This is a genomic window from Bradyrhizobium sp. CB2312 (genome assembly GCF_029714425.1).
Lineage (GTDB): Bacteria > Pseudomonadota > Alphaproteobacteria > Rhizobiales > Xanthobacteraceae > Bradyrhizobium.
Genome location: NZ_CP121668.1, coordinates 7638287 through 7664813 on the forward strand (window position 1 = coordinate 7638287; position 26527 = coordinate 7664813).

Genomic DNA, 26527 nt, shown 5'->3' on the forward strand with positions numbered 1-26527 from the left:
TCCGGTTTTGCGCTGGTCCCGGTCTGCGCCCATGCACTGGAAGGAAGGGAAAGACTCAAAAGCGCAAAAAAGACACTGATCTCACGGAAGGCAATCTGAATCCTGAACCGGTCGCCCGAGATTTCTTCAGGCCATTGGCACTCTGCGTTGGATCGTTCCATGCCTCACCTTCCTCCGCGCACTTCGAGACCACCATGCGTGCGCATGCACGCGCCCGCTTCCGTTGATATGAAGCAACGAGCCTGGCTCGACGGTGCTACTGAAGCATTTCAGCCCCGAGATTGCCGGTTGCAGTTGTAAGAAAGCGTCCTGCGCCGGACAAAGGCGACCGATATCTGCAAGCAAGCTCATGGCGGCAACACGTTTCAGGTCGCCGAACTCAAGCGATCAAAGCGCTTGCGCCAGAGCATGTCAGCACGCAAGAAGGGGGCGCCGATCCAAGCCAGGCCCGTCCTAACGGCACACGATCTGGCGAACAAGTCGCACCACGTTTGCGGGTTCGCCAGAATCGTTCGCCAATTTCGGCGGGCGACGACGCAGGAGAAAGCAAACGCCGCAAAGCGTCGCCTTTCTCCACACGATGCGGCAGATGAAAATTCCGGAATGGCCTTCGAACGACAGCACAAACTCATTCGCAAATATGTAGTACGGCGTGGAGATACAGGCCCCCAGGGCGTTTATATCGCGCACCACGCATGGGGGCGTCCCACGAATTCCATCAAATGACAGCCGCGCGGCCCGGTTGATCGGTATGCGCTCCATTGCTCGACGTTCGATCATCATGGCGAGATGCTCCGGGTGAGAAGGCTACTTCCCATCGAACGACCGCAGCGATTGCGATCGCGCTCCATGAGTCAGCTTCCCGGTCCCGCCGACGTCCGGAAAACGGCAACATCTGCAACGTTGATTTGTCCGGCCCACATAACAAGCAGTCCTGTTGTCTTATTAAAATTGGATCGAAGTCGATGGTTAACTCGTGCGCTTGACGTGGGGGTCCCAGAGGGTGGCTGCGACGGGTCATGAGCCGCAATACTATGATCGAGCGCAAGATTTCTGCTTAAACCCTGAAAGGCCGACATGCCGGTCAATTCACGCGGGTCAACGGATTTGGTAAGTCGATTGCCTTCGCGCGCTCGGTGGCCAGCGTCACTTGCAGCGCTGACAACGCGCGCTCAAGCTTGGCGACCTGCGAATGCAGTTCGCGCGTGGCGCTGAAGCTCTTGCCATCAGAAGTCGGGAAAACCATACAACCCGAATGCGGGACGATATACGGGACGAACAACACGCCGGTACCGGGGACCATAATAGCCGCCATATCCGCCGCCGTAATATGCGGGAGCATAGCCGTAGCTTTGATACGCCGGAGCGTACCCGCCGTAATAAGCAGGGCCATATCCGCCGCCATAGTACCCGTACCCCGGCCCGCCATAGTAACCGTAACCGGGGCCGTACGCGTAGGCGCTCGACGCTATGCCACCGATCACCGCGCCAGCAATGAGTCCGCCAGCGAGACCGGGACCCCAGCCTCCCCAACCCCCTCGCCACGCATGGGCTGGCGATGGAGCCAAGGCCGCGACACCGATAGTTGCAGCGGTCGTGAACGCCATGACTGCTTTTTTCATGTCCGGGGCCTCCTCTTGCTGAACTCAGAAACTCACAGGGACGGCAAGGGTTTCGCGAGCACCGTCTGCGGAAAGGCCTTCCGTACAATTTAATCAAAAAGTAAGAACTTATCTACGCACTAGGTGTGCTCCCCAGGCGGGGTTTGCCATGCCGATGGCACGGGCCGGGGTGCATTCGGGGCCACGAACTACGTCGTGCATAAGGCCGGTGCTGGCCAGGGGTTCCGAAGATTAACAGCAAGCGGCGCTAATGACTGGTCAGGGTCAAAAGCGGGCGTCAGCCTATCCGTGGGGCGGCGTCCGGCTTCCCTCAGACAGCAGACGTCGCGACGGCTCTCGTGGTGTTCACCTTGGGGCCAAGGGGAGACATTTCGAGGCGACCCATTGCCTGCTATAATTCTGGCTTCATACGGCACCGTGACCACGAGTAGTCCCATAGGGGTGCTAACCCTTTTAGGAGACAACAATGGACGATTCGAATTCGGTGATCGTCCGCAAGGCCTACGAAGACTTTGCGGTAGGAAACATTCCTTCGGTATTCGCGGCTTTCGAAGCGGGCATCACGTGGCACGTTCCCGGTCATAGTCCGCTATCAGGCGACTATATCGGCCATGACCAGGTTGGAGGCTTCTTTCGACGCACGATGGAGCTTTCGGGAGGCGCATTCAGCATCGATGTGCACAATGTGCTAGCTGAAGACGATCTCGTTGTGGCCTTGGTTACCGTGAAGGCAGAACGAAACGGGCTGTCCGCTTCGTTTCCGGAGATCCACGTCTGGCGGATGAAGAACGGAAAGGCGACCGACTTTCGCGAGTATCAAGGCGATGAGCAGCGGGAGGATCGATTCTGGTCTTGATCGCTCGCGCTTAAGAACTCGCTTCAATATTGATCGACGCCGTAGACGCGGCAAGCGCGGAGCCGCAGCCGGATTGAAGCGAGCACTACAATCCCGGCGATCTCGCCGCCCAGGCCTTGGTGGCCTGGCAGCTTTCCATCGCTCGGGCGTAGGCAGGCTGTGCCGTCGTGCGGGCGAGATAGTCCCGCTCGGTCGAACCGGGGACGTAGTTGCCAGTTCGCAGGCCGAGCAGGAGGGCGTAGCTGACCGAGATATCGGCAGCAGTGAATCGGTCACCGGCGAGATAGGGGCAATCCGCGAGGCGGCGGATAACCAACCCCAGCCGGCTCTCGAAGGTCTCGAATGCCCAGCAGGTAACCCGGGCATTTCGCTCGGCTTCGGGCGCCAGTTGGCGACCGACAAGGACGGCGTTCATCGGCCCGGCGAGCCCGGCCTCGCCCAAGTGGAGAAATTGCAGATAGGAAGCGAAGGCGGGATCGTCCGGGGCGACGGCAAGCGAAGCTGAGCCGTGGCGGGCGAGCAGGTACTGGAGAATCGCGATCGATTCGACCATGATCGTCTCGCCGTCCCGCAGTGCGGGAATGAAGCCGGCGGGGTTGATCGCAAGGAAATCGCGATCAATCTCGGCTGCCAGCAGGTCGACCGGGCGCAGCCGATAAGCCAACCCCAGTTCCTCGAGCAGCCAGACGACACGGAAGCCACGACCTTCGCCATAGACGGTGAGCATGGTTGAGCGTTCCTGGATTTGGGCTAGACATGGCAGCGCAATAACGGACTTCGCCGGACGCCTCGAACGTCAATCCAATGGAACGTTCAGGCTGGTGCCTTTGGTGATAATGCCACCACGGTTGCCGATCTCGATCGAACCATAGCGCTGCTTGAAGCAATCGGGCAGCGGGCGGTCGCCTTCCATGCTGAGCCAAAGGCGCAACAGATGACGCTTCTGGCTTGCATCGGGCCAATCGCGGAACCCGGTCCGATCGTGCAACAAGGCATGATTGTAGACAAACTGCATGTCACCCGGCTGAAGCCGCATGCCAAAATGCAGCGCGGGGTCATTTGCGAGTGCATCGAACAGATCGAGCGCCTCGACGTGAGCTGGCGTCAGTCTTGGCGCGTCGGGAAAGCGCTGCGCACTATCGATGTACTGGCGCTGATAGAAGCCGGTCAGGAACCCTGCATGCCAATTCAGCACCGGGATTTCGAGATATGGCTTTTCGTTCTCCGGCACCTCGCCGCGCCGGTCCGTCGCGATGGGATCGAACAAGAGGGCGGCGAGGTCGGGACGCCTGTCGAACATCTCGTTGTAGATGGTCGACGTACTGACAAGGAGAGAGTCTCCTCCCTCCATCGCCTCGCGAATGCATAACAGGCCAACAACGTCGGACGAGTCCGTGTGGAATGTTTGTCGTTCCGACGTTTGATAGATGCGGGTATTCGGGTCCCTCGCATCGGCGCCGATGTCACGGACGTGACCGAGAATGTGACCTGCTGCATTCTGCGACCGCGCCGATCCGAGATGCGCGCCTACCCCGCAAAAGATCGTCGCGGCAAACGCCTGGCTGTATTTTGCCACAGGCAAGCCGCGGATGACTTCGAAACCCAGGCCAGCCAGCAGCTTCGTCTTGAGCTGTTCCAGGTGCGCACCGAAGCGGGGAAGCGGAAAGCTCTCCTTGGTGATGTCGGCGATTTTCGTGGTCCGGCCAAGATAGGATTCAGCCGCGCTCTCGAGCTCCGCGATCTCGCTGGCGCCAAGCGATATCAACCATCGATCAGGATTGGCCTCCATCGCGGCGCCGAGCCAGGCCGACGGGATGTCGATCTTCCCCGGAGGGCGATTGATCCCGCTGGGCATCGAGACCACATTCATGTCGTTGGCTCCTGGGAAGATTGGCCGTCAGAAAAGACGTCGGACCATCGACCGTAGTGTGCCGACCGCTTGCTGGCAACTTGGCCAGGCCAAATGCACTGCCTCGCGACGCGCACTCTCGTGGAGAGACGATATTTTGTCGGCGGTTGAACTGGATCGTACCGCGATCCGGGTCAGATTGAAAAGCGACAGCCAACTGGACGTTTTTTCCGTCTACCCGCCATCAGCTGACATGATGGCCCTGGTCCGGCAGCTCATTTCGGAGCCCTCGGCCAGATGCAGCTTGTCGCTTTCGAGGCTCCGGGCGCGGTATCGGCCTCGAGAGCCTGATGCTAGATTTCCTGGGTTAGACCGGACAGGAGGACGACATGCCCGATAGCGTCTACAAAGTCATAGAACTGGTCGGTACCAGCAGCGACTCGTGGGAGAAGGCGGCCGCCAATGCGGTCGAGCAAGCTGCAAAATCGCTCCGAGACCTTCGCGTCGCGGAGGTCGTCAAGCTCGATATGCAACTGGATGAGAAGGGAAAAGTTGAGGCCTATCGCGCCAAGCTCAACGTATCGTTCAAATTCGAGGGCACCTGAGCCTGAAGCACCTCGCCCCGCTTGCGGGGCGAGGATGGCTCATCGGAACGAGGCGCGCGCTGCGCGGTCCGCCGAACAGCGCGGTGTGAGCCATCTCGGAAGTAGGCCCTAGTCTGACCGCGACCGATATGCTTTGATGCGTGGGGGCGTGTAACGCGTGGTGACCTCATGTACATGGTCATTCGCAAGTACACCAAGGTCCGTTCGGTGGCGGACGCTGCCCGCCGCGCCAAGAGCGGCGTCGGCGAGATCCTGAGGCAATCGCCCGGATTCAGATCTTACCATGTGGTGGATGCGGGCGACGGCGTGGGTATCGCCGTGATGATCCTTGAGGACCGCGAAAGCGCCAACGCAGCGAACGCCAAGATACTGGCGTTTGTTCAAGCAAGTCTACCTGACCTCGACCTTGGAGTTCCCGAAATCTTCGCCGGCGAGGTTTTGGTGAACATGGAGCCTGACGGGTCCTCGGGCACAAGGTAGCCACGTCACCAGTTGCCTGGCGGGTGCCTCCGCTGCCGATGCGGCCAACCGGACCCCCGTCGCGTTTGCGGCGATCGCGCCGCCCCTGAGCATCTGCATGTCGTCAACCAGGAACGCGCGACTGCGCGTTCCTTTCGAGGAGTAGCAACAACATGAAGCAACACACCACCGAAGCCCTTTGCACCTCAGCGATCGGCTGGACATCGCTCGTGCTTATGGGCACCGCGATGCCGCCAAGAGATCCCGACGAAGACGACGAGGACGAAGACGAAGACGACGAAGAGGAAGATGACTCTGACGAACCGGCGGTCGTGCGCGAGCCGGACGAAGACTAGACTAGCGCATGTTCGCCGGTTGGCTTTATAATGTCTCCCATGGGCTGGGACGCGAAAGACATAGCGCTTCTCAAGAGGCTCTGGTCCGCAGGACACAGCGCGGCGGAGATTGCGCGCCGTCTCGGGTGCAGTCGTAACGCGGTCTGCGGCATGCTGACCCGTCATGGCCTGAAGCGCGGCCGCAAGCCGCCTACAGCAAGGCCCAAGATAAGGCCGCCCCCGAAGCTGATGTCATCGGCAGCCTGCACCAATCGAGTCGCAAAGAAGGTGTCGCGGAACACAGCCGACCGGCGGGAGCCCAAGGAATTCAGCAAGCAGCAGCTTTACGCCATTCTAGCTGAGGCGGTCAGAAACACTGGCTAGGAGCTGGCCACGACCGTCGTCGCGCTCCCTTAAGGTGCCGGGCCCAGCTACGTCCAAGCGTCCTGCTTCGTCTCTTCGTCCCGCTCCCCGCATGAAACGCAACCTTGCCCGTCAGCCTGGCGGGGCCATGCTGTCAGGTGCGAAATCCGTCGGCAGGCCGTCGATGCTCTTCATATTCTTCAGACGCCAGTATTTTCGCAAATTGTCGAGGCCCTGCGCCGTCCAATAGCGCACGAGGCTGCCGCGCTCCTGCTTGTAGTCGAACAGTGGCACGCCCATGCCGCACGAGGTCTGCACGAGGTCGACCGAGAGACGCACGATCTGGCGGGCGCCGGCAACTTCCTCGAAGTTCGGAACGAGATCGGCGTACTCCGGCGTGCCGCGCATCAGCGATCGGCCCTGGCCATAGAGCCGCAGGATCATCGGAGGCCCCTCGAAGGCGCAAAACATGATGGTGAGCCGCTTGTCATCCGAGGCCATCAGATGCGCGCGGGTCTCGCTGCCGCTGCCGGTGCAATCGAGGTAGGCGACGTCGGTCGCTCCAAGCACCCGGAATGAGGACAGGCCCTTGGGCGAGACGTTGATGCGTCCTTTCGGCGGGGCGCTGGCGACGAAGAAGATTTTTTGTCGCTCGATGAAAGCCCTGTGCTCCGGCTCGATCCCAGCGAATTGCTTGCCCATGCCCGGTCATCCTTTGCGCAGTGAAGAAGTCGAGACAAAAATAGCTCGTCCTGGGTACCGGTTTAAGAACACATGTTATACTGGTATAAAGACCACCATGAAACGACAAGACCCCATCGCTCCAGCGCTCTCGCTCAGCGCGTTCCTGCGGGCGCTGCGGGAGCGCCAGTCTCCGGCGGAATTCGGTCTCGCCACAGGACCACGACGGCGGACGCCGGGCCTGCGGCGCGAGGAGGTCGCCCAGCTCTGCGGATTGAGCGCCACCTGGTACACCTGGATCGAGCAGGGGCGCGACGTGTCGGTCTCTGCCTCGACACTCGCGCGCCTCGCCCGCGGATTGCGCCTGTCGCGCGCCGAACGCAGCTACCTGTTCGAAGTTGCCGGCAAGCGCGATCCCGAGCGGCCGGACAGCAGGGATGATCCGCCCGAGGACGTGCTGGCCTGCGTCGATGCGATCGATGGTCCCGCCTACATCCTCGATCGCAGCTGGGGCGCGCGGCGCTGGAACGCGAAAGCCTCCCGCCTGTTCGCGGGCTGGCTCGATGCCGACGGCGAGAAGAACCTGCTGCGCTACATCTTCCTCAGGCCCGAGGCCCGGACTCTCATCCTCGACTGGACCTCGCGCGTGCATCGCGTCGTCGCAGAATTCCGCGCAGCAGTGACGGGCTACTCCGACGATCCGGAGATCCGCCGGCTCGTCGACGAACTGAGAATTGCAAGCTCCGACTTCGCACAATGCTGGGAGACCCAGGGCGTTTTGGCGCGCGAAGGCGGCGAACGTGCGTTCGATCATCCGACCATGGGGCTGCTGCACTATCAGCAGGTGTCGCTGTCGCTCGCGGGCTGGCCCGATTATCGGCTGACGATGCTGCTCGCTACACCGGCTATGCGCGAGCGGTGACGGATCATCCGAACCCGCCGCTGTTGGAACGAGGGGGTGAAGCGGTCGCTCAATGTCACACGCCGTCCCGCGGGGAATAGCCGCGACGCGTCAGCTCTGGGCCAATTGGTGGCTGTCGCAGCAAGGGCGCTTCGATCACCCCCCGCGAGCAAAATTCATTCGGGCAATCCCGCTTTCCGAAGGCCCTCAATCAACAGCTTCGCATGTGACTGCCCGCCCCGCGCGATCCACGTCGATATCGTGAAGGCGGGATCGGTTTCGAGAACACGCGCGGCCGCGTCACGGGCTTCGGTCTTGCGTCCGACATGAGCGAAAGCGGACGCAAGACAGCGGTAGGCCGACGAATAGGACGGGTTTTGACGCCGGGCTTTATTGCCCGCCGCGATGGCCTCGTCAAAGCGGCCAAGCTCGATCAACGCCATTCCTATCCCCGCGAGAATGACGTGTCGCGCCGGATCCAACGGGTTCATGCGCATGGCATGTTCAAAGCTCCGGATCGCCTCCTCGGGCCGGCCCGCAAATCGACAGACATGGCCCTTGCAGCTCAGCGTATGGAATGAATAGGGGTTGAGCGCGACCGCACGATTCGCCATCTCGATTTCATTCTCACTGACGCCATCCACGAATGACGAGATCACGGCAGCCCATGCCAACGTATTGGGGTCGTTGTCATCAACGCTCAGCGCCAAGCGAACAAGTCGAACCGCTTCCTTGCGCTCGAACAGAGGGTCGGCAGCAAAGCCCCAAGCGACTCTGATCAGGTAGCAGTCGGCCGCAAGTGCCGCAGCAAGGCCGAAGCTAGGATCGAGTTGCAAAGCATGACCTGCAAGCGTTATGGCTTCGAGTAGCCCCTCGCGGGTCATCGAGCGGAAGTGCTGGACGGCCCGGAGATAGAGATCATAGGCGGTCAGATTTTCCGGTCTCTGCCGCGTTGCCAATACAATCCTCGCTTGAAACAATTTGGGCTGAATGGCCGAAACGACGGCGGCGGTTACCTCATCCTGGAGCGCGAAAACGTCCGTCAGATCACGCTCGAAACTGTCCGCCCAGATGTGCGCGCCCGTCACAGCGTCAACCAATTGGCTCGTGATGCGAACTTTCCCGAGCGCTTTGCGTACGGAGCCCTCAAGGACGTAGTGCACGCCGAGCCTCCGTCCGACCTCTTTGATATCGACAGCCTTCCCTTTGAAGGTGAAGCTCGAATTGCGTGCGATGACGAACAGCGATCTGAATCGTGAGAGCGCCGTGGTGATCTCCTCGACCATTCCGTCCGCGAAATACTCCTGCTCGGGATCGTCACTCATGTTCAGGAACGGCAATACGGCGATAGAAGGCTTGTCCGGGAGCGCGGGAGCGCCCGCGGACGCATCGCCCGCGTCTCGACCGTCGGCTTCTCGCGCCTCACGCACTTGTCCGACGAAACGGAATCCCTTGCGCGGCAACGTCCTGATCAGGCGCTGTTCCTCGCCGGAATCGCGGATTGCGCTTCGGGCGGCATTCAGCCGGGTTGTCAGTGCTGCATCCGAAACGCTGCGCCCATTCCAAATATGATTGATGAGGTCGTCCTTGCTGACGACGCGCTCCCTGTTGCGGATCAGATAGTCGAGCAGATCGAAAACCTGCGGCGTGACGGCAACGACGTCTTCCCCGCGATGCAGCTCGCGCCGGTCGGTGTCGAACACGTACTCCTCAAAGAGATAGCGCAAGATGCGAATCCCGTCGGATGAGAACGCCCATGATCGGGGAACGCCTGGGCTTCGCCGGACCCCGCAAGATTAAGCTAGCGGTAAGGAAAATGTAAGCGGCCGGTCAAGAGTGCCTGCCGATCTTACGGCACTCTCCTGCAGGTGGAAAAACCCTCTCCTGGGAGAGATCGCGATGACCGCAGAGCTCGGCACCACGTGGCTGGAACGGACATCCGTATCGAGCCGGCATGTCTTCAGCTTCATCTGGAGATGTTGGAACGCCCTTCAGGAAGGCCGCCAACGGCGAAAATTGACCGCCGCCTTGTCCGACCTGAGCGACGGAGAACTGATGGATATTGGCATGACGCGCGGCGAGATCGACTACGTCGCCTCGCACCGGGATACCGACCCGCGAGGCATCCGGTCCGGCGAATGGCTGCGACAGCTGCCGACGGTGGACGGCCAGATTGGACCTGCCAGCGTCTACGCCGGGTCATAGACGCCTGAGGGCGACTTCCGGCTTGTGCCCGGGTCGACGTCTACCATTCAGGCCGGGGCTACGCGACGAGCTGCCGCGCCGCCGCCGAGATCATCACCAGCCCGCCGGTGATCACGGCGACGTCGAGGATCGCGGCGTGGATGTGCACCGGCATCCGCTCGACGAAGGCCTTTGCCAGGAACGCGCCGGGGATCGCGATGCCGCCGATCAGCAGCGCGAAGGCGAGCACCTGCGCCGTCACCGCGCCGGCAAGGCCGAACACGGCGATCTTGATGAGGCCGGTGCCGAGCGAGATCATCGCGTCGGTCGCGATCACGGCGGCGCCTTCGAGGCCGGCGGCCATCAGGAGCGAGAGCAGGATTACGCCAGAGCCGGAGGTGCCGCCGACCAGCACGCCGTAGCCGACCGAGCCGGCGGCAAGGCCGGTGTCGCCGATCCTGACCTCGCGGCGACGGAGCATGCGACGCAGCGGCACGCTCAGCATCAGCATGGCGCCGATCACGATCGCAGCGCCGGCATTGGTGAGGCGCGTGTAGCCGTAGGCGCCGAGCGCGGTCGTCAGCGCGGCGCAGGCGAGCACGATCAGCGCGCGGCGGCGATCGGCATGGCGGACATAGGCAACAGCGCGGCTCGCATTGGTCAGGATCGCGGAGATCGCGATGATCGGCACCACCGGCTCGGCGCCGACCAGCGGCACCAGCACCAGCGGCATTAGGGCGCCGGTGCCGTAGCCGGCGAGACCACCGATGATCGAAGCAAACAACGCCATCAACGCGACCAGCAAGAGCTGTGGGATCGAGATGTCGGCGAAGCCTGAGACGATGGTCAATTTTTCTCATCGCGGCTGACGCGTGCCGCAGCTTGATCGGCGATGGAAGCGAGTACGGCCTCCTCTAGTGGAAAATCGGCCGCAAGCCAAGCGTCCTCGGCGAGTGTCAACACATGTCCGACTTCACATTTTCTCAAGCAGGCGGCCGCCGGATGGAGCAGAGCGATCGGTCGCTCCGAGTGCGTCAAAACCGGAAGTTCATCCCCATACGAACGATGTCGTAAGCGTTGCTGAACTTGACATTGACGAAGCCATTGCCGGTCGCCGGGCTCTGCACTGTCAGCTTCACGTTCTGGTGGCCGAGGTCGATGTGCAGGTATTCGGCCTTGATCGTGACGTTCGGGAGCACCGCATATTCAAGGCCGCCACCGGCTGTCCAGCCGACCGAGGTCTGTGACGAGGAGCCGGCGAAGCAGGTCGTGAAGCCGGGACAGATAATCTTTGTGACGAATCCGGCGTCGACGGTCCCGCCCAACGGACCAATGATCGAGATGGCAGCCTGTCCCTTCGTTCCACCATAGGCGAGGCCGCCTGTGCCGAAAGCGAGGAAGCGGTCGCTCAACAAGTAGCCGATCCGGCCGCGCAGGGTGCCGAACCAGTCAAGTTGATGGGAAGAGGCGGCCGAGAGAGGAGTGCCGCCGGTCGAGGGTTCCTCGAAAAGCGCGCGGCCTTTCACATTTGCGTATTGCAGATCGGCCTCGAAACCAGTGACCCAACTGCGATCAATCTGCCAGTTGTAGCCGAACTGCCCACCGCCCGTGAAGCCAGACCCGCGCAGAGATTGCCGATAGGCCGGATGGTTCACGGCCGTTTCTTCGGTCGCCTGCAAAGAAGCTATCGCCAGCGTGTCGGTAAACACGGTGCCTGCGCCGATCAGCGGATCTGCAGCAACATCGCCGGTGTAAGCCGCGCTTTTGTCTTGCCAACCGTAGCCGGCATTCACGCCATTGTACCATCCGGTCCAGCTATAGAGAGGGGCCGGCTTGGCCTTCACCGGCAGGTCGGCAGCCGACGCCGACGACAGCATCATGCCTGAAGCGACAACAGCGGCCACGATCAATCTTCTCATGTTTAGAAATTCCCAACAGGTCCGTCGTTCGGAAAGACTACCGAGCCGCGCTTGGGTCGTCTTGTCCGCGAAGGTGCTGGGCTTGATCGAAACGGTACGGAGCCAGGATCGCGGGCGAATGTGATTTCGGCGCAACGGTCGGTAGCCGAAGTCTTGATCTATCCGGCACTGAACTTGACCTGAGATGCACGGCGGTCCGCTTTTGCATCACATCGGTGGACAGGTGGATGGATGCCTTTCACGCGGCCTCATGATACCAATGGAACCGGCGCGCGAGGATCATGGACGGATATGCCAAAGGTAGAATTTTCATCGGACCAGCTTCCATCCCACTTGAATGACAAGGCCCGATTCCGCCTGTGGCACGAGATATGGATGGAACAACTCGGCAAGGCCGACATGAAGCACGCCGAGGACAAGCCATTCTATACCGCGTCGAAGAATGTCCTTTTTGGCGAATTGAGCGTCGGCCGGTTTGCCACGACGACGGGACACTACGTGCGCACGCGCAAGCACGTGACCAATGATCGCGACGACATTTTTGTCGGTTTTTATCGCAGCCCCCAGCCGCAATTATGGACTGTGGGAAACCAGGAGCTTGAGCTGAAGCCGGGAAGCGTCGTCGCCTACAACATCGCCCAACCGGTCTCGAGCTTTACGAACGGCCTCACGGCGTGGAATTTGGCATCCATACCTCGTGCGCAAATTCTGAAACTTGTTCCGCATGCCGATCATCGTTCGGCAATGTTGCTCGACCCAGCGAATCCCGCGGTACGGCATCTCGAGCGCACCATCAATTTTCTCCTCGAAGCCGATGAAGTCCACGAAGACCCGGAGTTGACGCGGCGCGCCAAGGCCATGCTCGGAGACTTGATCGTGTTGGCGCTCGGCGCGCGCGGGGAAGTCGCGGAGATCGCGGCGGAACGCGGCTTGCGCGCCGCGCGGCAGCGCGAACTGATTGCAATCATTGAGAAGCGCTTCGCCGAGCCGTCTCTGTCGATCACGACCATCGCGGATGCTCTTAATCTGTCGCGCCGCTATGTGAGCGATTTGCTGCTCGAAAGCGGCGCCACATTCTCCGAGCGCGTACTTGAATTGCGCTTGCAGAAGGCGCGGGCAATGCTGTCGGACGTTCGCTACGACCACACGAAGGTGAGTGACATCGCCTTTGCCTGCGGCTTCAATGAAGTGACTTACTTCAATCGCCGCTTCCGCGATCACTTCGGCTGCTCACCGACGCAATATCGAATGGGAACGAACCACAGCGATCCATGATTGGGTTTGCAGTCGGGTATCACTGCGCCGGTTTCGCCAAGCTGACAAACAACGCCATCAACCCGACCAGCAATAGCCGAAGGATCGAGATGTCCGCGAAGCCTGAGACGATGGTCACGATGTCCCGTCGCGGCTGACGCGCGCCGCAGCTTGATCGGCGATGGCAGCGAGCGCGGCTTCCTCCAGGGGAAAATCCGCCGCAAGCCAAGCGTCCTCGGCGAGCGTCAGCACATGTCCGAGCGCGGGCCCTTCGGCAAGACCACGCGCGATGAAATCGGCTGCCTTCAGCGGAAATTTCGGCGCGGTCCAGCGCTGCGGCAGCTCGGCGAGCGCACGCCAGCGCGACGAGCCGGTATCGCCGCCGTCCCGCGCCCAGGCCAGGAGCACGCGATCGAGATAGCGCTCCGCGCCGAGCCGGTAGAGCAGCCGCCGCGCATTGGCCTCGTCCTTGTTGGCGAAGCGCCACCAGCGATGCCCCATCGAATCCAGCGCCTTTGCTTCGGCATTGGAGAGCCGCAGGCGCGTGGCGACGCGCTTGGCATCCTCGGTCACGGCAACCGTCAGCGCGGCGAGGCGCCGCGTGCTGCTGGCGGGAAGAGCGAGCTCGCGCTCGAGCGCGATCATCGCCGACAGCGGGCCGGTATAGGCGACGCCGCCGATCAGCGCCTCGGACAAGCCGCCCTCGGTCATCGCCAGCGCGGCGGCGGATGCGCCAGATGCCACCAGCAGCTTCAGCATCTCCATGCGCACCCGCTCGGCCGACAGGCTGGCAAGGCCTGCGCGTCCGCGGATGCAGGCGAGATAGCCGTCGCGGTCGGGCTCGCCGGCGCCGAAGGCGGCGTGGATGCGGAAGAAGCGCAGGATGCGCAAGAAATCCTCGGCGATGCGCTGGTCGGGATCGCCGATGAAGCGCACACGCCGCGCTTTGATATCGGCGATGCCGCCGACATGGTCGTAGACGACGCCGCTCGCATCGACCGACAGCCCGTTCATCGTGAAGTCGCGCCGCTCGGCGTCCTTCACCCAGTCGCGGCCGAACGCGACCTTGGCCTTGCGGCCGAAGGTCTCTGTGTCCTCGCGCAGCGTCGTGACCTCGTAAGGGTGCCCGTCGATGACAAGGGTGACGGTGCCGTGGTCGACGCCGGTCGGCACGCTCTTGATGCCGGCGGCCTTGGCGCGGCGGATCACCTCGTCCGGGAGCGCCGTGGTCGCGATGTCGATGTCGCCGGGCACGAGGCCGAGCAGCGCGTTGCGCACGGCGCCGCCGACCACGCGCGCCTCCTCGCCGTCGGCGTTGAGCAGCTTCAGGACGCGCGCGGTGCCACCGGAGGTCAGCCAGGGTGCTTGCGCAAGTAACGGCTCCGCGCTCATCGGCCCGCTCCTATCGTTCCACGCCCGGCACGAGCTTGCCGTTCTCGATATGGGCGGGCGTGTAGGTCGAATCCGGCGCCGCGCCGGAGAAATGCGCGAGCCCGACCAGGCCCGCGATCACCAGCACCAGTGCCGCCAGGACGAGGCGCGCGACCACCGTGACCGGCCAGGACGATTGCACGAACAGGCCGGAGCGGGTGGCGGCCAGGAACAGCGCATAGACGGCAAAGGGGATGAGGAAGATTCCGATCTCGGTCAGAACCGTCCGGATCATGATGAATAGATCCGCTCATACAGCACACGCAGCATTCCGGCCGTCGCACCCCAGATGTAGCGTTCCGCGAACGGCATCGCGTAATAGAACCGCTCCATGCCGCGGAATTCCTTGCTGTGCACCTGGTGGTTCGCCGGGTCCATCAGGAAGGATAGCGGCACCTCGAAGGCGTCATCAACCTCGGAATGGTTGATGGTGAGCTCGAAGCCGGGCCGCACTTTGGCGACCGTCGGCAGGATGCGGAAGCCGAAGGCGGTGCCGTAGAGATCGAGATAGCCGATCGGCTCGACGAAGTCCCTGGACAGCCCGACCTCCTCCTCGGCCTCGCGCAGCGCCGCATCGAGCGGCGAGGAATCGATCGCGTCGATCTTGCCGCCGGGAAAGGCGATCTGGCCGGCATGGTCGTTGAGATGGGCCGAGCGCTGCGTCAGCAAAATGGTCGGCTCGGGACGGTCCACCACCGCGATCAGGACCGCTGCGGGGCGCACCGGCTGCTCGCGCGCGATGATCTCCAGCATCTTGTCGGTGCCGGGATCGCCCGAAGCGGGAATGATGTTGGGATCGTAGAGGCCGGGCGGCACGTCGAAGCCGAGCCTTGCCCGCGAGCGGGCGAAGAAATCCGCCGCGCCGATCGCGACGGGCTCACCTCTGGGGATAGGCTTGTTCAAAGCGCGGCCCTCACCTGCTCCGCGTCGGCCATGGCGAAGAATTCGCCGGCCGACTCGACGCCGAACATCGGCTGGCCATCGACCATCCGCTCCTCGCCCATGTCAACCAGATCGTAATAGAGCGCGCGGGTCACCTTGGCCCAGAGGTCGGCGCGGACATGCAAGTAGGGCGTCAGCCCGCCGTCCTCGGCCTGCTCGAAGCGCAGCCGGTGCGCGGCATCGCATGTGACCCAGTCGTCGACATTGGTGCGGAAGCTCAGCACGCGATGGTTGTCCTCCCCGCTCTTCAGCATCTCGACCGCCATGAACGGCGCGTCGTCGACACGGATGCCGACCTTCTCCACCGGCGTGACCAGGAAATGCTTGTCGCCCTCGCGCTTGAGGATGGTCGAGAACAGGCGGACCAGCGCGTGACGGCCGATTGGCGTCCCCATGTAGAACCAAGTACCATCGGAAGCGATTCGAATGTCGAGATCGCCGCAAAACGGCGGATTCCACAGATGCACCGGCGGCAGGCCCTTTTTGGCGCCTTCGGCACTAGCAGCACTTTTGGCGGCGGCAGTCAGCCCCTCAAGACCGCGATCGGCGCTCTGCCCTTGGTTCGCCATGGTTTGCCCTGACTTTGTCACTTGGCACGAATGTCGTTTGGCACGATTGGTGCAGGTCTACGTTGTAGTCCGGCGCTCGGTTCCACCCCGGATTAGTCCGGTGTGGAGGTCGCCACTTCGTGATGCCGTACATAACCCGAAGCCGATAAGGTGGGGATAGGTTAATTCAACGAATACATGGCCTTCCTGCAAGTCTAGCATAGGGCCCATGATCCAGCCGACGTGTTGATGTGACGACGCAAGCAAGCCGAATGGCCGGCTGAAGGAGCGAGCGAATGGCGGAGAGTGTCGAGAAACTCGAGGACGGGATCGTCCGTTCGGCCGAGCAGGTGTCGAGCCAGATTCGCGCGGCGAAGGAGGCGATCGGCTCCGTCATCTTCGGCCAGGATCGCGTCGTCGAGAACACCCTGGTGACGATCCTCTCCGGCGGCCATGCGCTCCTGATCGGCGTGCCGGGCCTTGCCAAGACCAAGCTGGTCGAGACGCTCGGCGTCACGCTCGGTCTCGATGCCAAGCGCATCCAGTTCACGCCCGACCTGATGCCGTCGGACATTCTCGGCGCCGAGGTGCTGGACGAGAGCACCGCCGGCAGGCGCGCCTTCCGCTTCATCGCAGGTCCCGTGTTCGCCCAGCTCCTGATGGCCGACGAGATCAACCGCGCGAGCCCCCGCACGCAGTCGGCGCTGCTGCAGGCGATGCAGGAGCAGCACATCACGGTGGCCGGCGCGCGCCACGACCTGCCAAAACCCTTCCACGTGCTCGCGACGCAAAACCCGCTGGAGCAGGAAGGCACCTATCCGCTGCCGGAAGCTCAGCTCGACCGCTTCCTGATGGAGATCGACGTCGACTATCCCGATCGCGACGCCGAGCGCCGCATCCTGTTCGAGACGACAGGCGCGGAAGAGACGCTGGCGAAGGGCTCGATGAGCGCGGATGCGCTGATCACCGCGCAGCGGCTGGTGCGCCGCCTGCCGGTCGGCGATTCCGTGGTGGAGGCGATCCTGTCGCTGGTGCGCTCGGCCCGTCCCGGCGCCGAGAGTGGCGAAGCCGGCAAGTTCATCGCCTGGGGCCCCGGCCCGCGCGCCAGCCAATCCCTGATGCTCGCCGTGCGCGCCCGCGCGCTGATCGACGGCCGTCTCGCGCCTTCGGTCGACGACGTGCTCGACCTCGCCGAGCCCGTGCTGAAGCACCGCATGGCCTTGACGTTCCAGGCGCGCGCCGAAGGACGCACGATTCCGGACGTGATCAGGCAACTCAAGACACGGATCGGTTGATGGCAGCAGAGACGGGGCACACAGCAAAGGAGATCATCGCGATCCGACGTGCCGATGGCGAAAGCCGCACGCTCGCCGCTTCGCTGCCGCGCCTGGTGCTGGAAGCCCGCCGCATCGCCGCCAACGTCATCCACGGCCTGCATGGCCGCCGCCGCGCCGGCTCCGGCGAGAATTTCTGGCAATACCGCCGCTTCGTCTCCGGCGAGCCGGCGCAGAACGTCGACTGGCGGCGTTCGGCGCGTGACGACCATCTCTATGTCCGCGAGCTCGAATGGGAAGCCTCGCACACGGTCTGGATCTGGCCCGACCGCTCGCCCTCGATGGCGTTCGCCTCGAAGACCGCGCGCGAATCCAAGCTCGAGCGCACGCTGATCGTCGCCTTCGCGCTGGCCGAGCTGCTGGTGTCGGGGGGCGAGCGCGTCGGCATTCCCGGCTTGATGGCGCCGACCGCGAGCCGCAGCGTGATCGACAAGATGGCGCAGGCGATGCTGCATGACGATGCCGACCGCCTCAGCCTGCCGCCGTCCTTCGTGCCGGCGGCGCTGGCCGAGATCATCGTGCTGTCGGATTTCTGGTCGCCGATCTCCGAGATCAAGACGACGCTCGCAGGCCTCTCCGGCTCCGGCGCGCATGGCACCATGGTGCAGGTCGTCGATCCCGCCGAGGAGTCGTTCCCCTATTCCGGCCGCATCGAGTTCGTCGAGCCCGAAGGCTTCGGCGTGATCACCGCCGGCCGCGCCGAGAGCTGGGCGCAGGATTACACCGCGCGCCTCGCGATGCACCGCGACCAGATCCGCGCCGAGACCAGCAAGCTCGACTGGCTGTTCACGACCCATGCGACCGACCGCTCCGCGGCCGAGCTGTTGCTGTTCCTGCATGCCGGCATGCAGGTGAGCAAGTCGGGCGTCCGCACCACCACCATCAAGGCGGGGCCGGCCGCATGATGGGACTGCCGCTCGCCTTCACCGAACCGCTGCTCCTGATCGGCCTCGTCAGCCTGCCGGTGCTGTGGTGGCTCCTGCGCGTGATGCCGCCGCGGCCGCGCCGCATCGAGTTTCCGCCGACGCGCCTGTTGTTCGACATCGCACCGCGCGAAGAGACGCCGTCGCGGACGCCGTGGTGGCTGACCGCGCTGCGGCTCCTGGCTGCGGCGCTCGTCATCTTCGCCGCCGCCGGCCCGATCTGGAATCCGCAGACCGGACTTGCCGGCAGCAAGGCGCCGCTGATGATCATGTTCGACGACGGCTGGAGCGCGGCCTCGAACTGGGACATCCGGATCAGGGCCGCCGACGAGCTGATCGCCAATGCCGACAACGACCGCCGCGCCATTGCGCTGGTGCCGCTCTCGGAGCCGAACCGCGACATCACGCTGATGCCGGCGGGCGCGGCGCGCGTCGCGCTGCGCCAGCTCGCGCCAAAGCCCTATTCGATCGACCGCGTCGAAACCCTGACCGCGATCGACCGTTTCCTGAAGGCGACCGGCGACTGCGAGATCGCCTGGCTGTCGGACGGCGTTGACACCGGCCGCGGCGAGGAATTCGTGACGGGCCTCGGCAAGACCATCGGCGATCGCAGCCTGACCATCTTCGAAGGTGGCACCTCCGCCCCGCTGGCACTGGTCGCGGCCGAGAACGCCGCGGCGAAGATGACGGTGAAGGTGCTGCGCACCGACAGCGGCATTGCGGTCGGCACCGTGCGCGCCCTGGACCAGAAGGCCTCGCCGATCGGCGAAGCGCGCTTCTCGTTCGGCCCGCAGGACAAGGAGACCGACGCCGCGTTCGACCTGCCGGTCGAGCTGCGCAACGACATCACCCGGCTCGAGATTTCGGGCGAGCGCTCCGCCGGCGCGGTGCAGCTGCTCGACAAGCGCTGGCGCCGCCGCGCCATCGGCATCGTCTCGGGCTCGACCAGCGAGACCGCGCAGCCACTGCTGGCGCCGACCTTCTACCTCACCCGCGCGCTGGCGCCGTTCGCCGACGTGCGTCTCGCCGACAAGGGCTCGCCGCAGCAGGGCATCACGCAGTTCCTCGACCAGAAGCTGCCGATGATCATCCTCGCCGATGTCGGCACCATCGCCCCTGAGCTGCGCGAGCGCCTCAATGCCTGGATCGACGGAGGCGGCGTGCTGGTGCGGTTCGCAGGTCCCCGCTTGGCGCAGGCCGAGGACGATCTCGTGCCGGTCAAGCTGCGCAAGGGCGGCCGCACGCTCGGCGGCAGCCTGACCTGGGAGAAGCCGCAGCATCTCGCCTCCTTCGCCGCCGACGGCCCGTTCGCCGGCGTCGTCGTGCCGAAGGACGTCACCGTGAGCCGGCAGGTGCTGGCCGAGCCTGACGCCGTGCTCGCCACCAAGAGCTGGGCCTCGCTGGAAGATGGCACGCCGCTCGTCACCGGCGAGCATCGCGGCAAGGGCCTCGTCAGCCTGTTTCACGTCAGCGCCGACATGCGCTGGTCGGATCTGCCGATGTCGGGCACCTTCGTCGAAATGCTGAGGCGCGTCGTCGACATGTCCGGCTACACCACCAAGCCCGGCGCCGGCGTTGCCAGCGAGGCCACCACCGAGACGGTGGCGCCGCTTCACATCCTTGACGGTTTTGGCGCCTTCGGCCCGCCGCCGGCGACCGCGAAGCCGCTGCCGGCTGACTATCGCGACCGCGCCACACCCGATCATCCGCCCGGCTTCTATGGTCCGGCAGAAGGACCGCTCGCCGTGAACACGCTTGCTAGCGCCGACCGCATCGCCGCCCTGAACACCGCGAGCCTGCGCGCCCGGCACGCCACCTACACCAATGCCGAGCCGCGCGACTTGCGCGGCTGGCTGCTGTCGACGGCGCTGGCGCTGTTCCTGATCGACGCCATCATCGTCGCGGTGCTCGGCGGCGGCCTCGCCGCACTGCTGCGTCGCCGCGCCGCGACCGCAACGATCGTGCTTGGCCTCGTGCTTGCAGGCCTCGCATCGTTCTCGCCGACGCCGTCGCGCGCCGATAGCGCGTCCGACGATTTCGCGATGAAGGCGACCTCGCAGACCCGCCTCGCCTATGTCGTCACCGGCAATGCCGACGTCGATTCCATCGTCAAGGCCGGCATGTCCGGACTGACGCTTTTCCTGGCGCAGCGCACGGCGCTCGAGGCCGGCGATCCCGTCGGCGTCGATCCCGCGCGCGACGAGCTCGCCTTCTTCCCGCTGATCTACTGGCCGATCGTGCCCGGCGCGCCCAAGCCGCCGCAGGACGCCATCAACAAGATCGATGCCTACATGAAGCAGGGCGGCACCGTGCTGTTCGACACCCGCGACGCCATCGAGGCCGCGCCCGGTGACAGCGGCGCATCGCAGACCCCGGCGATGCGGACGCTGCGCGAGATCCTGTCGTCGCTCGACGTCCCCGAGCTCGAGCCGGTGCCGCGCGAGCACGTGCTGACCAAGACCTTCTACCTGCTGCGCGACTTCCCCGGCCGCTTCAGCACCGGCCAGACCTGGGTCGAGACCCTGCCGCGCGAAGAGGATGACGAGAGCGCGCAGCGGCCGGCGCGCGGCGGCGACGGCGTCTCGCCGATCATCATCACCTCGAACGATCTCGCCGGCGCCTGGGCGGTGCGGCCCGACGGCCAGGCCATGCTCCCCGTGGTCGGGGGCGACCCCCGCCAGCGCGAATTCGCCTACCGCGCCGGCGCCAACATCGTGATGTACACGCTGACCGGCAACTACAAGGCCGACCAGGTGCACGCACCGGCCCTGATCGAACGATTGGGGCAATAGGATCGATATGAATTACGGCATCGCCTTCACGCCGCTTGTTCCCACGATCGTGCTGTGGATCGCGCTCGCTGCGATCGTTGTCATCGCGCTTCTGCTGCTGGTGGCGCGTGCGCGCGGCGCGGCCGTGCGCGTCGCGGCGCTGGCACTGTTCCTGCTGGCGCTCGCCAATCCTTCCTTCACCCGCGAGGACCGCGATCCCCTCACCTCGGTCGCGGCCATCGTCGTCGACAAGAGCCCGAGCCAGAATTTCGGCAACCGCAATCGCGAGGCAGCCCAGGCGCAGGAGGCGCTGGTCGACGGCCTGAAGAAGATCAAGGGACTCGAGGTCCGCGTCGTCGACGCCGGACAGGCGGACGGCGAGACCGACGGCACGCGGCTGTTCGGCGCCCTCGCTTCGGCCCTGTCGGACGTGCCGGTCGACCGTGTCGCCGGTGCGTTCCTGATCACCGACGGCCGCGTCCACGACATTCCCGCTAGCGCCGCCGCGCTCGGCTTCCAGGCACCCGTGCACGCGCTGATCACGGGGCAGAAGGACGAGCGCGACCGTCGCATCGCGATCACGGCAGCGCCGCGCTTCGGCATCGTCGGCCAGAGCCAGACCATCACCTACCGCCTCGACGACCAGGGCGTCTCCGGCGAGCGCGCCAAGGTCACGGTTCGCCGCGACGGCGAAACCATCAACGAGCGCACGCTCTCGAGCGGCCAGACCGCCAGCGTCGACGTCGACATCAAGCATGCCGGCCCGAACATCGTCGAGATCGAGGCCTCGCCGCTGGAGCGCGAGCTCACGCCGGTGAACAACCGCGCCGTCGTCGCCATCGACGGCGTGCGCGACAAGCTGCGCGTGCTCTTGGTCTCGGGCGAGCCGCATTCCGGCGAGCGCACCTGGCGCAATTTGCTCAAGTCCGACGCCAGCGTCGACCTCGTGCACTTCACAATTCTAAGGCCGCCGGAGAAGCAGGACGGCACGCCGATCAACGAATTGTCGCTGATCGCGTTTCCGACCCGCGAGCTGTTCCAGCAGAAGATCAACGAATTCCAGCTGATCATCTTCGACCGCTACGCCCGCCAGGGCGTGCTGCCGATCGCCTATTTCGACAATATCGCGCGCTATGTGCGCAGCGGCGGCGCGGTGCTGGTCTCGGCCGGCCCCGACTACGCCTCGAACACCAGCATCTGGCGCACGCCGCTGGATTCGGTACTGCCGGCCGAGCCCGTCGGCGTGACCGAAAAGCCGTTCTATGCGCATCTCTCCGACATCGGCAAACGCCATCCCGTCACGCGCGGGCTGGAAGGCTCGGCCAGCGAGCCGCCACATTGGAGCCGCTTCTTCCGCACCGTCGACACCCGCAACGCCGTCAACCCGCCTGTCATGACGGGCGTCGACGGCAAGCCGCTGTTGTTCCTGTCGCGCTTCGGCGAGGGCCGCGTCGCGCTACTGCTCTCCGACCATATCTGGCTGTGGGCGCGCGGCTATGAAGGCGGCGGCCCGCATCTCGATCTGCTCAGGCGGATGTCGCACTGGCTGATGAAGCAGCCCGATCTCGACGAAGAGGCGCTGCGCCTCCAGGTGCAGGGCAAGGATCTCATCGTGGTGCGCCAGACCATGGCAGACAGCGTTCCGCCAGTCAGCGTGACCTCGCCGTCGGGCGTGTCACGCGACCTGACGCTGAGCGCCGGCGATCCCGGCGAGTGGCGCGCCAGCCTTCCGGCCAATGAGCTCGGCCTGTGGCAGGCGACCGACGGTACGCTGAAGGCGCTGATCAATGTCGGCCCGACCAATCCGAAGGAGTTTTCGGAAGTCACCTCGACCACCGAGACGTTGAAGCCACTGACGCAGTCGACCGGCGGCAACGCCGTGCGCGTCGTCGACGGCAACAGCGTCGAGCTGCCGCGCATCGTGCCGTCGCGCTCGGCGAGCGTCTTCGCCGGCGACGGCTGGATGGGCGTGCGGATGCGCGACGCCAGCGTCGTGAAGGGCGTCGGCGTGCTGCCGATCTTCGCCGGCCTGATCGGCCTGTTGCTGCTGCTCGGCGCGTTTGCGGCGACCTGGGTGCGCGAGGGGCGGTGATTTCCTAACGTTTGATTGGATCCCGCCTAGCGCCGCGACGCCGGTGCGTTCCCTCCCCCCTTGTGGGGGAGGGCTAGGGAGAGGGGTGGCCCAGCAAATGGTGACGGTTGTTGGCGATGCATCCCGTGTGGGTGCGCGACGGAAAGAGTCCCCGTGTGGTACCCCTCTCCCTGCCCCTCCCCCGCACGGGGGGAGGGAACGGAGAGAGCAACGCTGTTGGCCCAACTCGACTCGAGCTCATCTCATCCCACTTGAGTTGCCCGAACGACACATCGGATCTGCGGCCTGCGTGCGCGGCTCCGCTCACCGTTGACATCCGCTCACCGATCCTGCGATGTTACATTATAACATCGCGACCACCCGAAATCGTCGGCTCGCGATGCGGGGTGCCGTCTGCAGATGAAGTGGTTCCGGTCGAATATCAGGCGCGGCGCCCGGCTCGCGTTGTTCGCGATGCTGGTGCAGCTCGGGCTCACCTTCGGCCACAGCCATTGGTTTGCGCAGGCCGCGCCGCTCGCGGCGACCTCGCTCCAGCAGACCGACAGCGACAAGGCTCTCGCTTCGAGCGACCGCACTGCTGTCCAGAAGCAATCGCCTGGAAGCCCCGACCGCGAGCCGCCGGGCGAGGACAATTGCGCGATCTGCGCCGTGGTCGCGATGGCGGGCACCGTCGTGTTCGCGACGCCGCCTCTGTTGCAACTGCCGCAGGCGACCGAGCTGCTCTACCGCACCTTGGACGCCGAATTCATCCATCTGGAATCGGCCCGCACGGCGTTCCAGCCGCGCGCCCCTCCCGCGTCCTGACTTCCAACATCGCTTGATCACGCCCGGGCTCGCCGCGTCACCAGCGCGGACGATCGCTGCGGGAACCGTTGAAGTCGAATTCCGTCGCGCCGCGACGGCAGGCCGCCTCCGATCAGCACACAACCACGCGGACGGCGCCTGACTGGAATCAGGACCATGTCATTTGAATTGCGACGCGCGCAGCGCCTCGGCGGAGCGAGCCTGCTCCTGCTTGGTGCCGCCGCCACCCCGGCGCTGGCTCAGGACAAGCCGGTGGCCACCGAGCTTCCGTCCGTCACCGTGACGGCCCCGAGCCCCATCGTGCGCAGAGCGGTGGTGCCGTCCCGCACCCCCGGCCGCGCCACGCGAACCGCGCGGGTGCGAAGCCGTGAACGCACGGCCGAGGCCGCGTCGGCGGCGCCGCAAACCGCCGCGCCCCAGCAGGGCGTGCTGCCCATCGTGACCAACCAGTTCGCCACCGTCACCGTGGTGCCGAGCGAGGAGATCCGCCGCGAGGGCGGCGGCCAGCTCGGCGACTTGCTGTTCTCCAAGCCGGGTATCACCGGCTCGAGCTTTGCGCCCGGGGCCTCCAGCCGGCCGATCATCAGGGGTCTCGACGTCAACCGTGTCGGCATCGTCGAGAACGGCACCAATGGAGGCGGCGCCTCCGATCTCGGCGAGGACCACTTCGTCCCGATCGATCCGCTCGCGACCAACCAGGTCGAGGTTGTGCGCGGGCCGGCCGCGCTGCGCTACGGCTCGACCTCGATCGGCGGCGTCGTCAGCGCCACCAACAACCGGATTCCGGATGCGCTGCCCTCCTGCGCTCCTTCGTTCCAGACCTACGGCCTGCCGATCAAGGCGCCGCTCGCGACCGCCGAGACCTCGCCCTGCGTCACCGCCGAGACCCGCACCGCCTTCAGCTCGGTCGATCGCGGCGTCGAAAGCGGCGTGCTGCTGGACACCGGCGGCGGCAATTTTGCCTTCCATGCCGATGCCTACGGCCGCACCACCACGGACTACGGCATTCCGAGCTATCCCTACCTGGCCGACCAGACGCGCATCATTACCAACGGCCGCCAGCCCAACTCGGCGACGCGGTCGGACGGCGCCTCGATCGGCGGCTCCTACTTCTTCCAGGGCGGCTATATCGGCGCGGCGATCACGCAGAACGACTCGCTCTACTACATCCCCGGTATCGACGGCGCCGACCACAACACGCGGATCGACGGTCACCAGACCAAGATCAACGTCAAGGGCGAGTACCGGCCCGATGCCGCCGCGATCGACACCATCCGCTTCTGGGCTGGCGCCACGGATTATCGACACAACGAGATCGGCCTTGCCGACCCCGCCGATCCCAACACCGACGGTGTGCGGCAGACCTTCACCAACAAGGAGCAGGAGATCCGCACCGAGGTGCAGTTGATGCCGTTCAACGCGCGCTTCGCCGAAGTGACGACGGCGCTGGGCTTCCAGGTCGGTCATCAGGAGCTGACGGCACCGAGCCCCGACAATCCCGGCACGCTGTTCAACGGCCTGTGGGACCCCAACAACAACACCCGCGTTGCTGCTTACGCCTTCAACGAGTTCAAGTTCACGGACGCGACGCGGGCCCAGATCGCCGGCCGCATCGAGCACGTCGAGCTGCACGGCACCACGCCGAATTTCCCGGCCGACTACCTGCCCGACGGCACACCGCAGGTGCCGATCGCGCGCAATCCCTCCTACACGCCGAAGAGCGGCAGCATCGGCCTGTTGCAGGACCTGCCGGGCGGCATGGTCGGCAGCATCACCGCGCAATATGTCGAGCGCGCGCCGAAGCCGGCCGAGTTGTTCTCGCGCGGCGCCCATGACGCGACGGCGACCTTCGACATCGGCAATCCGAACCTGAAGATCGAGACCGCGAAGTCGGTCGAGGTCGGCGTGCGCAAGGCGACGGGGCCGCTCCGCTTCGAAGCGACGGTCTACTACACGCATTTCGACAATTTCATTTTTCGCCGCCTCACCGGCGTGATGTGCGACGACGACTTTGCCTCGTGCGGCACGCCCGGCGCCGAGCTGAACCAGGCGGTGTATTCGCAACGCAATGCCAATTTCCGCGGCGGCGAATTCCAGTCGCAGCTCGATGTCGGCGCGTTCCAGGGCGGCATCTGGGGCATCGAGAACCAGCTCGACGTGGTCCGCGCCACCTTCACCGACGGCACAAACGTGCCACGCATTCCGCCCTTGCGGATGGGCGGCGGCGTGTTCTGGCGCGACGACAACTGGCTGATGCGCGTCAACCTGTTGCACGCCTTCGCGCAGGACAACGTCGCCGCGGTCGCGGAGACGCCGACGCCGGGCTACAACCTGCTGAGGGCCGAGGTGAGCTACAAGACCAAGCTCGCCCCCAACTGGTTCGGTGCGCGCGAGATGATGGCGGGCATCACCGGCAACAATCTCCTCAACGAGAGTATCCGCAACTCGGTGTCCTACACCAAGGACCAGGTCCTGATGCCCGGCATCGGCGTGCGAGCGTTCGCGAACTTCAAGTTCTGAAGCATGATCCGGAAAATCGCGCAGCGGTCTTCCGGATAGATCATGCGCAAACAACAACCTGAAGCGCGATGATGATTCATCCTGATCTCGCGGACCTTGTCGTCCTTGCGCTTCTTTCGCAACCCTCGTGCGAC

The 26527-nt window shown here is 64.6% G+C and carries 26 protein-coding genes; 14 read left to right on the forward strand and 12 right to left on the reverse strand.

Annotated features, from left to right (window positions below; genetic code table 11):
• Positions 1–453: 453 nt before the first annotated feature.
• Both QA642_RS37080 and QA642_RS37085 read right to left on the reverse strand, forming a co-directional pair.
• Positions 454–783, reverse strand: a complete 330-nt coding sequence (locus QA642_RS37080) for a PilZ domain-containing protein (RefSeq protein ID WP_283081317.1) — start codon at positions 781–783, stop codon at positions 454–456.
• 301 nt (positions 784–1084) lie between these two features.
• On the reverse strand, positions 1085–1393 hold the full coding sequence (locus tag QA642_RS37085; protein ID WP_283081318.1) for a hypothetical protein: 309 nt from the start codon (positions 1391–1393) through the stop codon (positions 1085–1087).
• Positions 1394–2088: 695 nt separating this feature from the next.
• Here QA642_RS37085 and QA642_RS37090 point away from each other — a divergent pair.
• Positions 2089–2478 (forward strand): nuclear transport factor 2 family protein, encoded by a 390-nt coding sequence (locus QA642_RS37090; protein ID WP_283081319.1) that lies wholly within the window; start codon positions 2089–2091, stop codon positions 2476–2478.
• Positions 2479–2563: 85 nt separating this feature from the next.
• Here QA642_RS37090 and QA642_RS37095 read toward each other — a convergent pair whose 3' ends face one another.
• A complete protein-coding gene (locus QA642_RS37095; protein WP_283081320.1) occupies positions 2564–3205 on the reverse strand; it encodes a glutathione S-transferase family protein in 642 nt (213 codons plus the stop codon).
• A 69-nt stretch (positions 3206–3274) separates the two neighbouring features.
• Positions 3275–4348 (reverse strand): TauD/TfdA family dioxygenase, encoded by a 1074-nt coding sequence (locus QA642_RS37100; protein WP_342733398.1) that lies wholly within the window; start codon positions 4346–4348, stop codon positions 3275–3277.
• Positions 4349–4716: 368 nt separating this feature from the next.
• Here QA642_RS37100 and QA642_RS37105 point away from each other — a divergent pair, with 368 nt between their 5' ends.
• The 4 genes from QA642_RS37105 to QA642_RS37120 all read left to right on the forward strand — a co-directional run bounded on the left by QA642_RS37105 (position 4717) and on the right by QA642_RS37120 (position 6110).
• On the forward strand, positions 4717–4932 hold the full coding sequence (locus QA642_RS37105) for a dodecin domain-containing protein (protein ID WP_283081322.1): 216 nt from the start codon (positions 4717–4719) through the stop codon (positions 4930–4932).
• A 168-nt stretch (positions 4933–5100) separates the two neighbouring features.
• Positions 5101–5412 carry a hypothetical protein gene (locus tag QA642_RS37110; protein ID WP_283081323.1) on the forward strand — a complete coding sequence of 104 codons (312 nt, stop codon included), beginning with the start codon at positions 5101–5103 and terminating at the stop codon, positions 5410–5412.
• A gap of 152 nt (positions 5413–5564) precedes the next feature.
• Positions 5565–5747 carry a hypothetical protein gene (locus tag QA642_RS37115; protein WP_283081324.1) on the forward strand — a complete coding sequence of 61 codons (183 nt, stop codon included), beginning with the start codon at positions 5565–5567 and terminating at the stop codon, positions 5745–5747.
• A 39-nt stretch (positions 5748–5786) separates the two neighbouring features.
• Positions 5787–6110, forward strand: coding sequence for a GcrA family cell cycle regulator (locus QA642_RS37120; protein ID WP_283081325.1), 324 nt, complete (start codon positions 5787–5789; stop codon positions 6108–6110).
• Between the two features lie 111 nt (positions 6111–6221).
• Here QA642_RS37120 and QA642_RS37125 read toward each other — a convergent pair whose 3' ends face one another.
• Positions 6222–6791 (reverse strand): pyridoxamine 5'-phosphate oxidase family protein, encoded by a 570-nt coding sequence (locus QA642_RS37125; RefSeq protein WP_283081326.1) that lies wholly within the window; start codon positions 6789–6791, stop codon positions 6222–6224.
• A 97-nt stretch (positions 6792–6888) separates the two neighbouring features.
• On the opposite strand from QA642_RS37125, the gene QA642_RS37130 reads away from it, so the two are divergent.
• Positions 6889–7692 (forward strand): helix-turn-helix transcriptional regulator, encoded by an 804-nt coding sequence (locus QA642_RS37130; RefSeq protein ID WP_283081327.1) that lies wholly within the window; start codon positions 6889–6891, stop codon positions 7690–7692.
• Positions 7693–7847: 155 nt separating this feature from the next.
• On the opposite strand, the gene QA642_RS37135 is transcribed toward QA642_RS37130, so the two are convergent.
• Positions 7848–9398, reverse strand: coding sequence for a winged helix-turn-helix domain-containing tetratricopeptide repeat protein (locus tag QA642_RS37135; RefSeq protein WP_283081328.1), 1551 nt, complete (start codon positions 9396–9398; stop codon positions 7848–7850).
• A 172-nt stretch (positions 9399–9570) separates the two neighbouring features.
• On the opposite strand from QA642_RS37135, the gene QA642_RS37140 reads away from it, so the two are divergent.
• Positions 9571–9876, forward strand: a complete 306-nt coding sequence (locus QA642_RS37140) for a DUF1127 domain-containing protein (protein ID WP_283081329.1) — start codon at positions 9571–9573, stop codon at positions 9874–9876.
• Positions 9877–9934: 58 nt separating this feature from the next.
• On the opposite strand, the gene QA642_RS37145 is transcribed toward QA642_RS37140, so the two are convergent.
• Together QA642_RS37145 and QA642_RS37150 are read right to left on the reverse strand one after the other, a co-directional pair.
• Positions 9935–10705, reverse strand: coding sequence for a sulfite exporter TauE/SafE family protein (locus tag QA642_RS37145; RefSeq protein ID WP_283081330.1), 771 nt, complete (start codon positions 10703–10705; stop codon positions 9935–9937).
• A 184-nt stretch (positions 10706–10889) separates the two neighbouring features.
• Entirely contained in the window at positions 10890–11774 is an 885-nt protein-coding gene (locus QA642_RS37150; RefSeq protein ID WP_283081331.1) for an outer membrane beta-barrel protein, read from the reverse strand.
• 375 nt (positions 11775–12149) lie between these two features.
• Between QA642_RS37150 and QA642_RS37155 the strand changes: the two genes are divergently transcribed.
• A complete protein-coding gene (locus QA642_RS37155) occupies positions 12150–13049 on the forward strand; it encodes an AraC family transcriptional regulator (RefSeq protein WP_349253807.1) in 900 nt (299 codons plus the stop codon).
• 114 nt (positions 13050–13163) lie between these two features.
• On the opposite strand, the gene QA642_RS37160 is transcribed toward QA642_RS37155, so the two are convergent.
• From QA642_RS37160 to QA642_RS37175, 4 genes are read right to left on the reverse strand one after another with little or no spacing between them, the layout of a single operon-like run.
• Positions 13164–14420, reverse strand: a complete 1257-nt coding sequence (locus QA642_RS37160) for a CCA tRNA nucleotidyltransferase (protein WP_283081333.1) — start codon at positions 14418–14420, stop codon at positions 13164–13166.
• A 10-nt stretch (positions 14421–14430) separates the two neighbouring features.
• Positions 14431–14694, reverse strand: coding sequence for a DUF6111 family protein (locus QA642_RS37165; RefSeq protein ID WP_283081334.1), 264 nt, complete (start codon positions 14692–14694; stop codon positions 14431–14433).
• Complete coding sequence (locus QA642_RS37170; RefSeq protein ID WP_283081335.1) at positions 14691–15362, reverse strand: CoA pyrophosphatase; 672 nt, start codon at positions 15360–15362, stop codon at positions 14691–14693. Before QA642_RS37170 ends, QA642_RS37165 begins: the two co-directional genes overlap by 4 nt.
• Entirely contained in the window at positions 15359–15970 is a 612-nt protein-coding gene (locus QA642_RS37175) for a DUF1285 domain-containing protein (RefSeq protein WP_027564342.1), read from the reverse strand. The genes QA642_RS37170 and QA642_RS37175 overlap by 4 nt, the downstream gene beginning before the upstream one ends.
• Before the next feature lie 275 nt (positions 15971–16245).
• Here QA642_RS37175 and QA642_RS37180 point away from each other — a divergent pair, with 275 nt between their 5' ends.
• The 6 genes from QA642_RS37180 to QA642_RS37205 all read left to right on the forward strand — a co-directional run bounded on the left by QA642_RS37180 (position 16246) and on the right by QA642_RS37205 (position 26393).
• On the forward strand, positions 16246–17244 hold the full coding sequence (locus tag QA642_RS37180; protein ID WP_283081336.1) for a MoxR family ATPase: 999 nt from the start codon (positions 16246–16248) through the stop codon (positions 17242–17244).
• Positions 17244–18188: a DUF58 domain-containing protein gene (locus QA642_RS37185; protein ID WP_283081337.1), complete on the forward strand. Its 945-nt coding sequence runs from the start codon at positions 17244–17246 to the stop codon at positions 18186–18188. The genes QA642_RS37180 and QA642_RS37185 overlap by 1 nt, the downstream gene beginning before the upstream one ends.
• On the forward strand, positions 18185–20998 hold the full coding sequence (locus tag QA642_RS37190; RefSeq protein ID WP_283081338.1) for a DUF4159 domain-containing protein: 2814 nt from the start codon (positions 18185–18187) through the stop codon (positions 20996–20998). The genes QA642_RS37185 and QA642_RS37190 overlap by 4 nt, the downstream gene beginning before the upstream one ends.
• A gap of 7 nt (positions 20999–21005) precedes the next feature.
• Positions 21006–23069, forward strand: a complete 2064-nt coding sequence (locus tag QA642_RS37195; RefSeq protein ID WP_283081339.1) for a hypothetical protein — start codon at positions 21006–21008, stop codon at positions 23067–23069.
• A gap of 399 nt (positions 23070–23468) precedes the next feature.
• A complete protein-coding gene (locus QA642_RS37200) occupies positions 23469–23873 on the forward strand; it encodes a DUF2946 domain-containing protein (RefSeq protein ID WP_283081340.1) in 405 nt (134 codons plus the stop codon).
• 156 nt (positions 23874–24029) lie between these two features.
• A complete protein-coding gene (locus QA642_RS37205; protein WP_283081341.1) occupies positions 24030–26393 on the forward strand; it encodes a TonB-dependent receptor in 2364 nt (787 codons plus the stop codon).
• Positions 26394–26527: the final 134 nt, after the last annotated feature.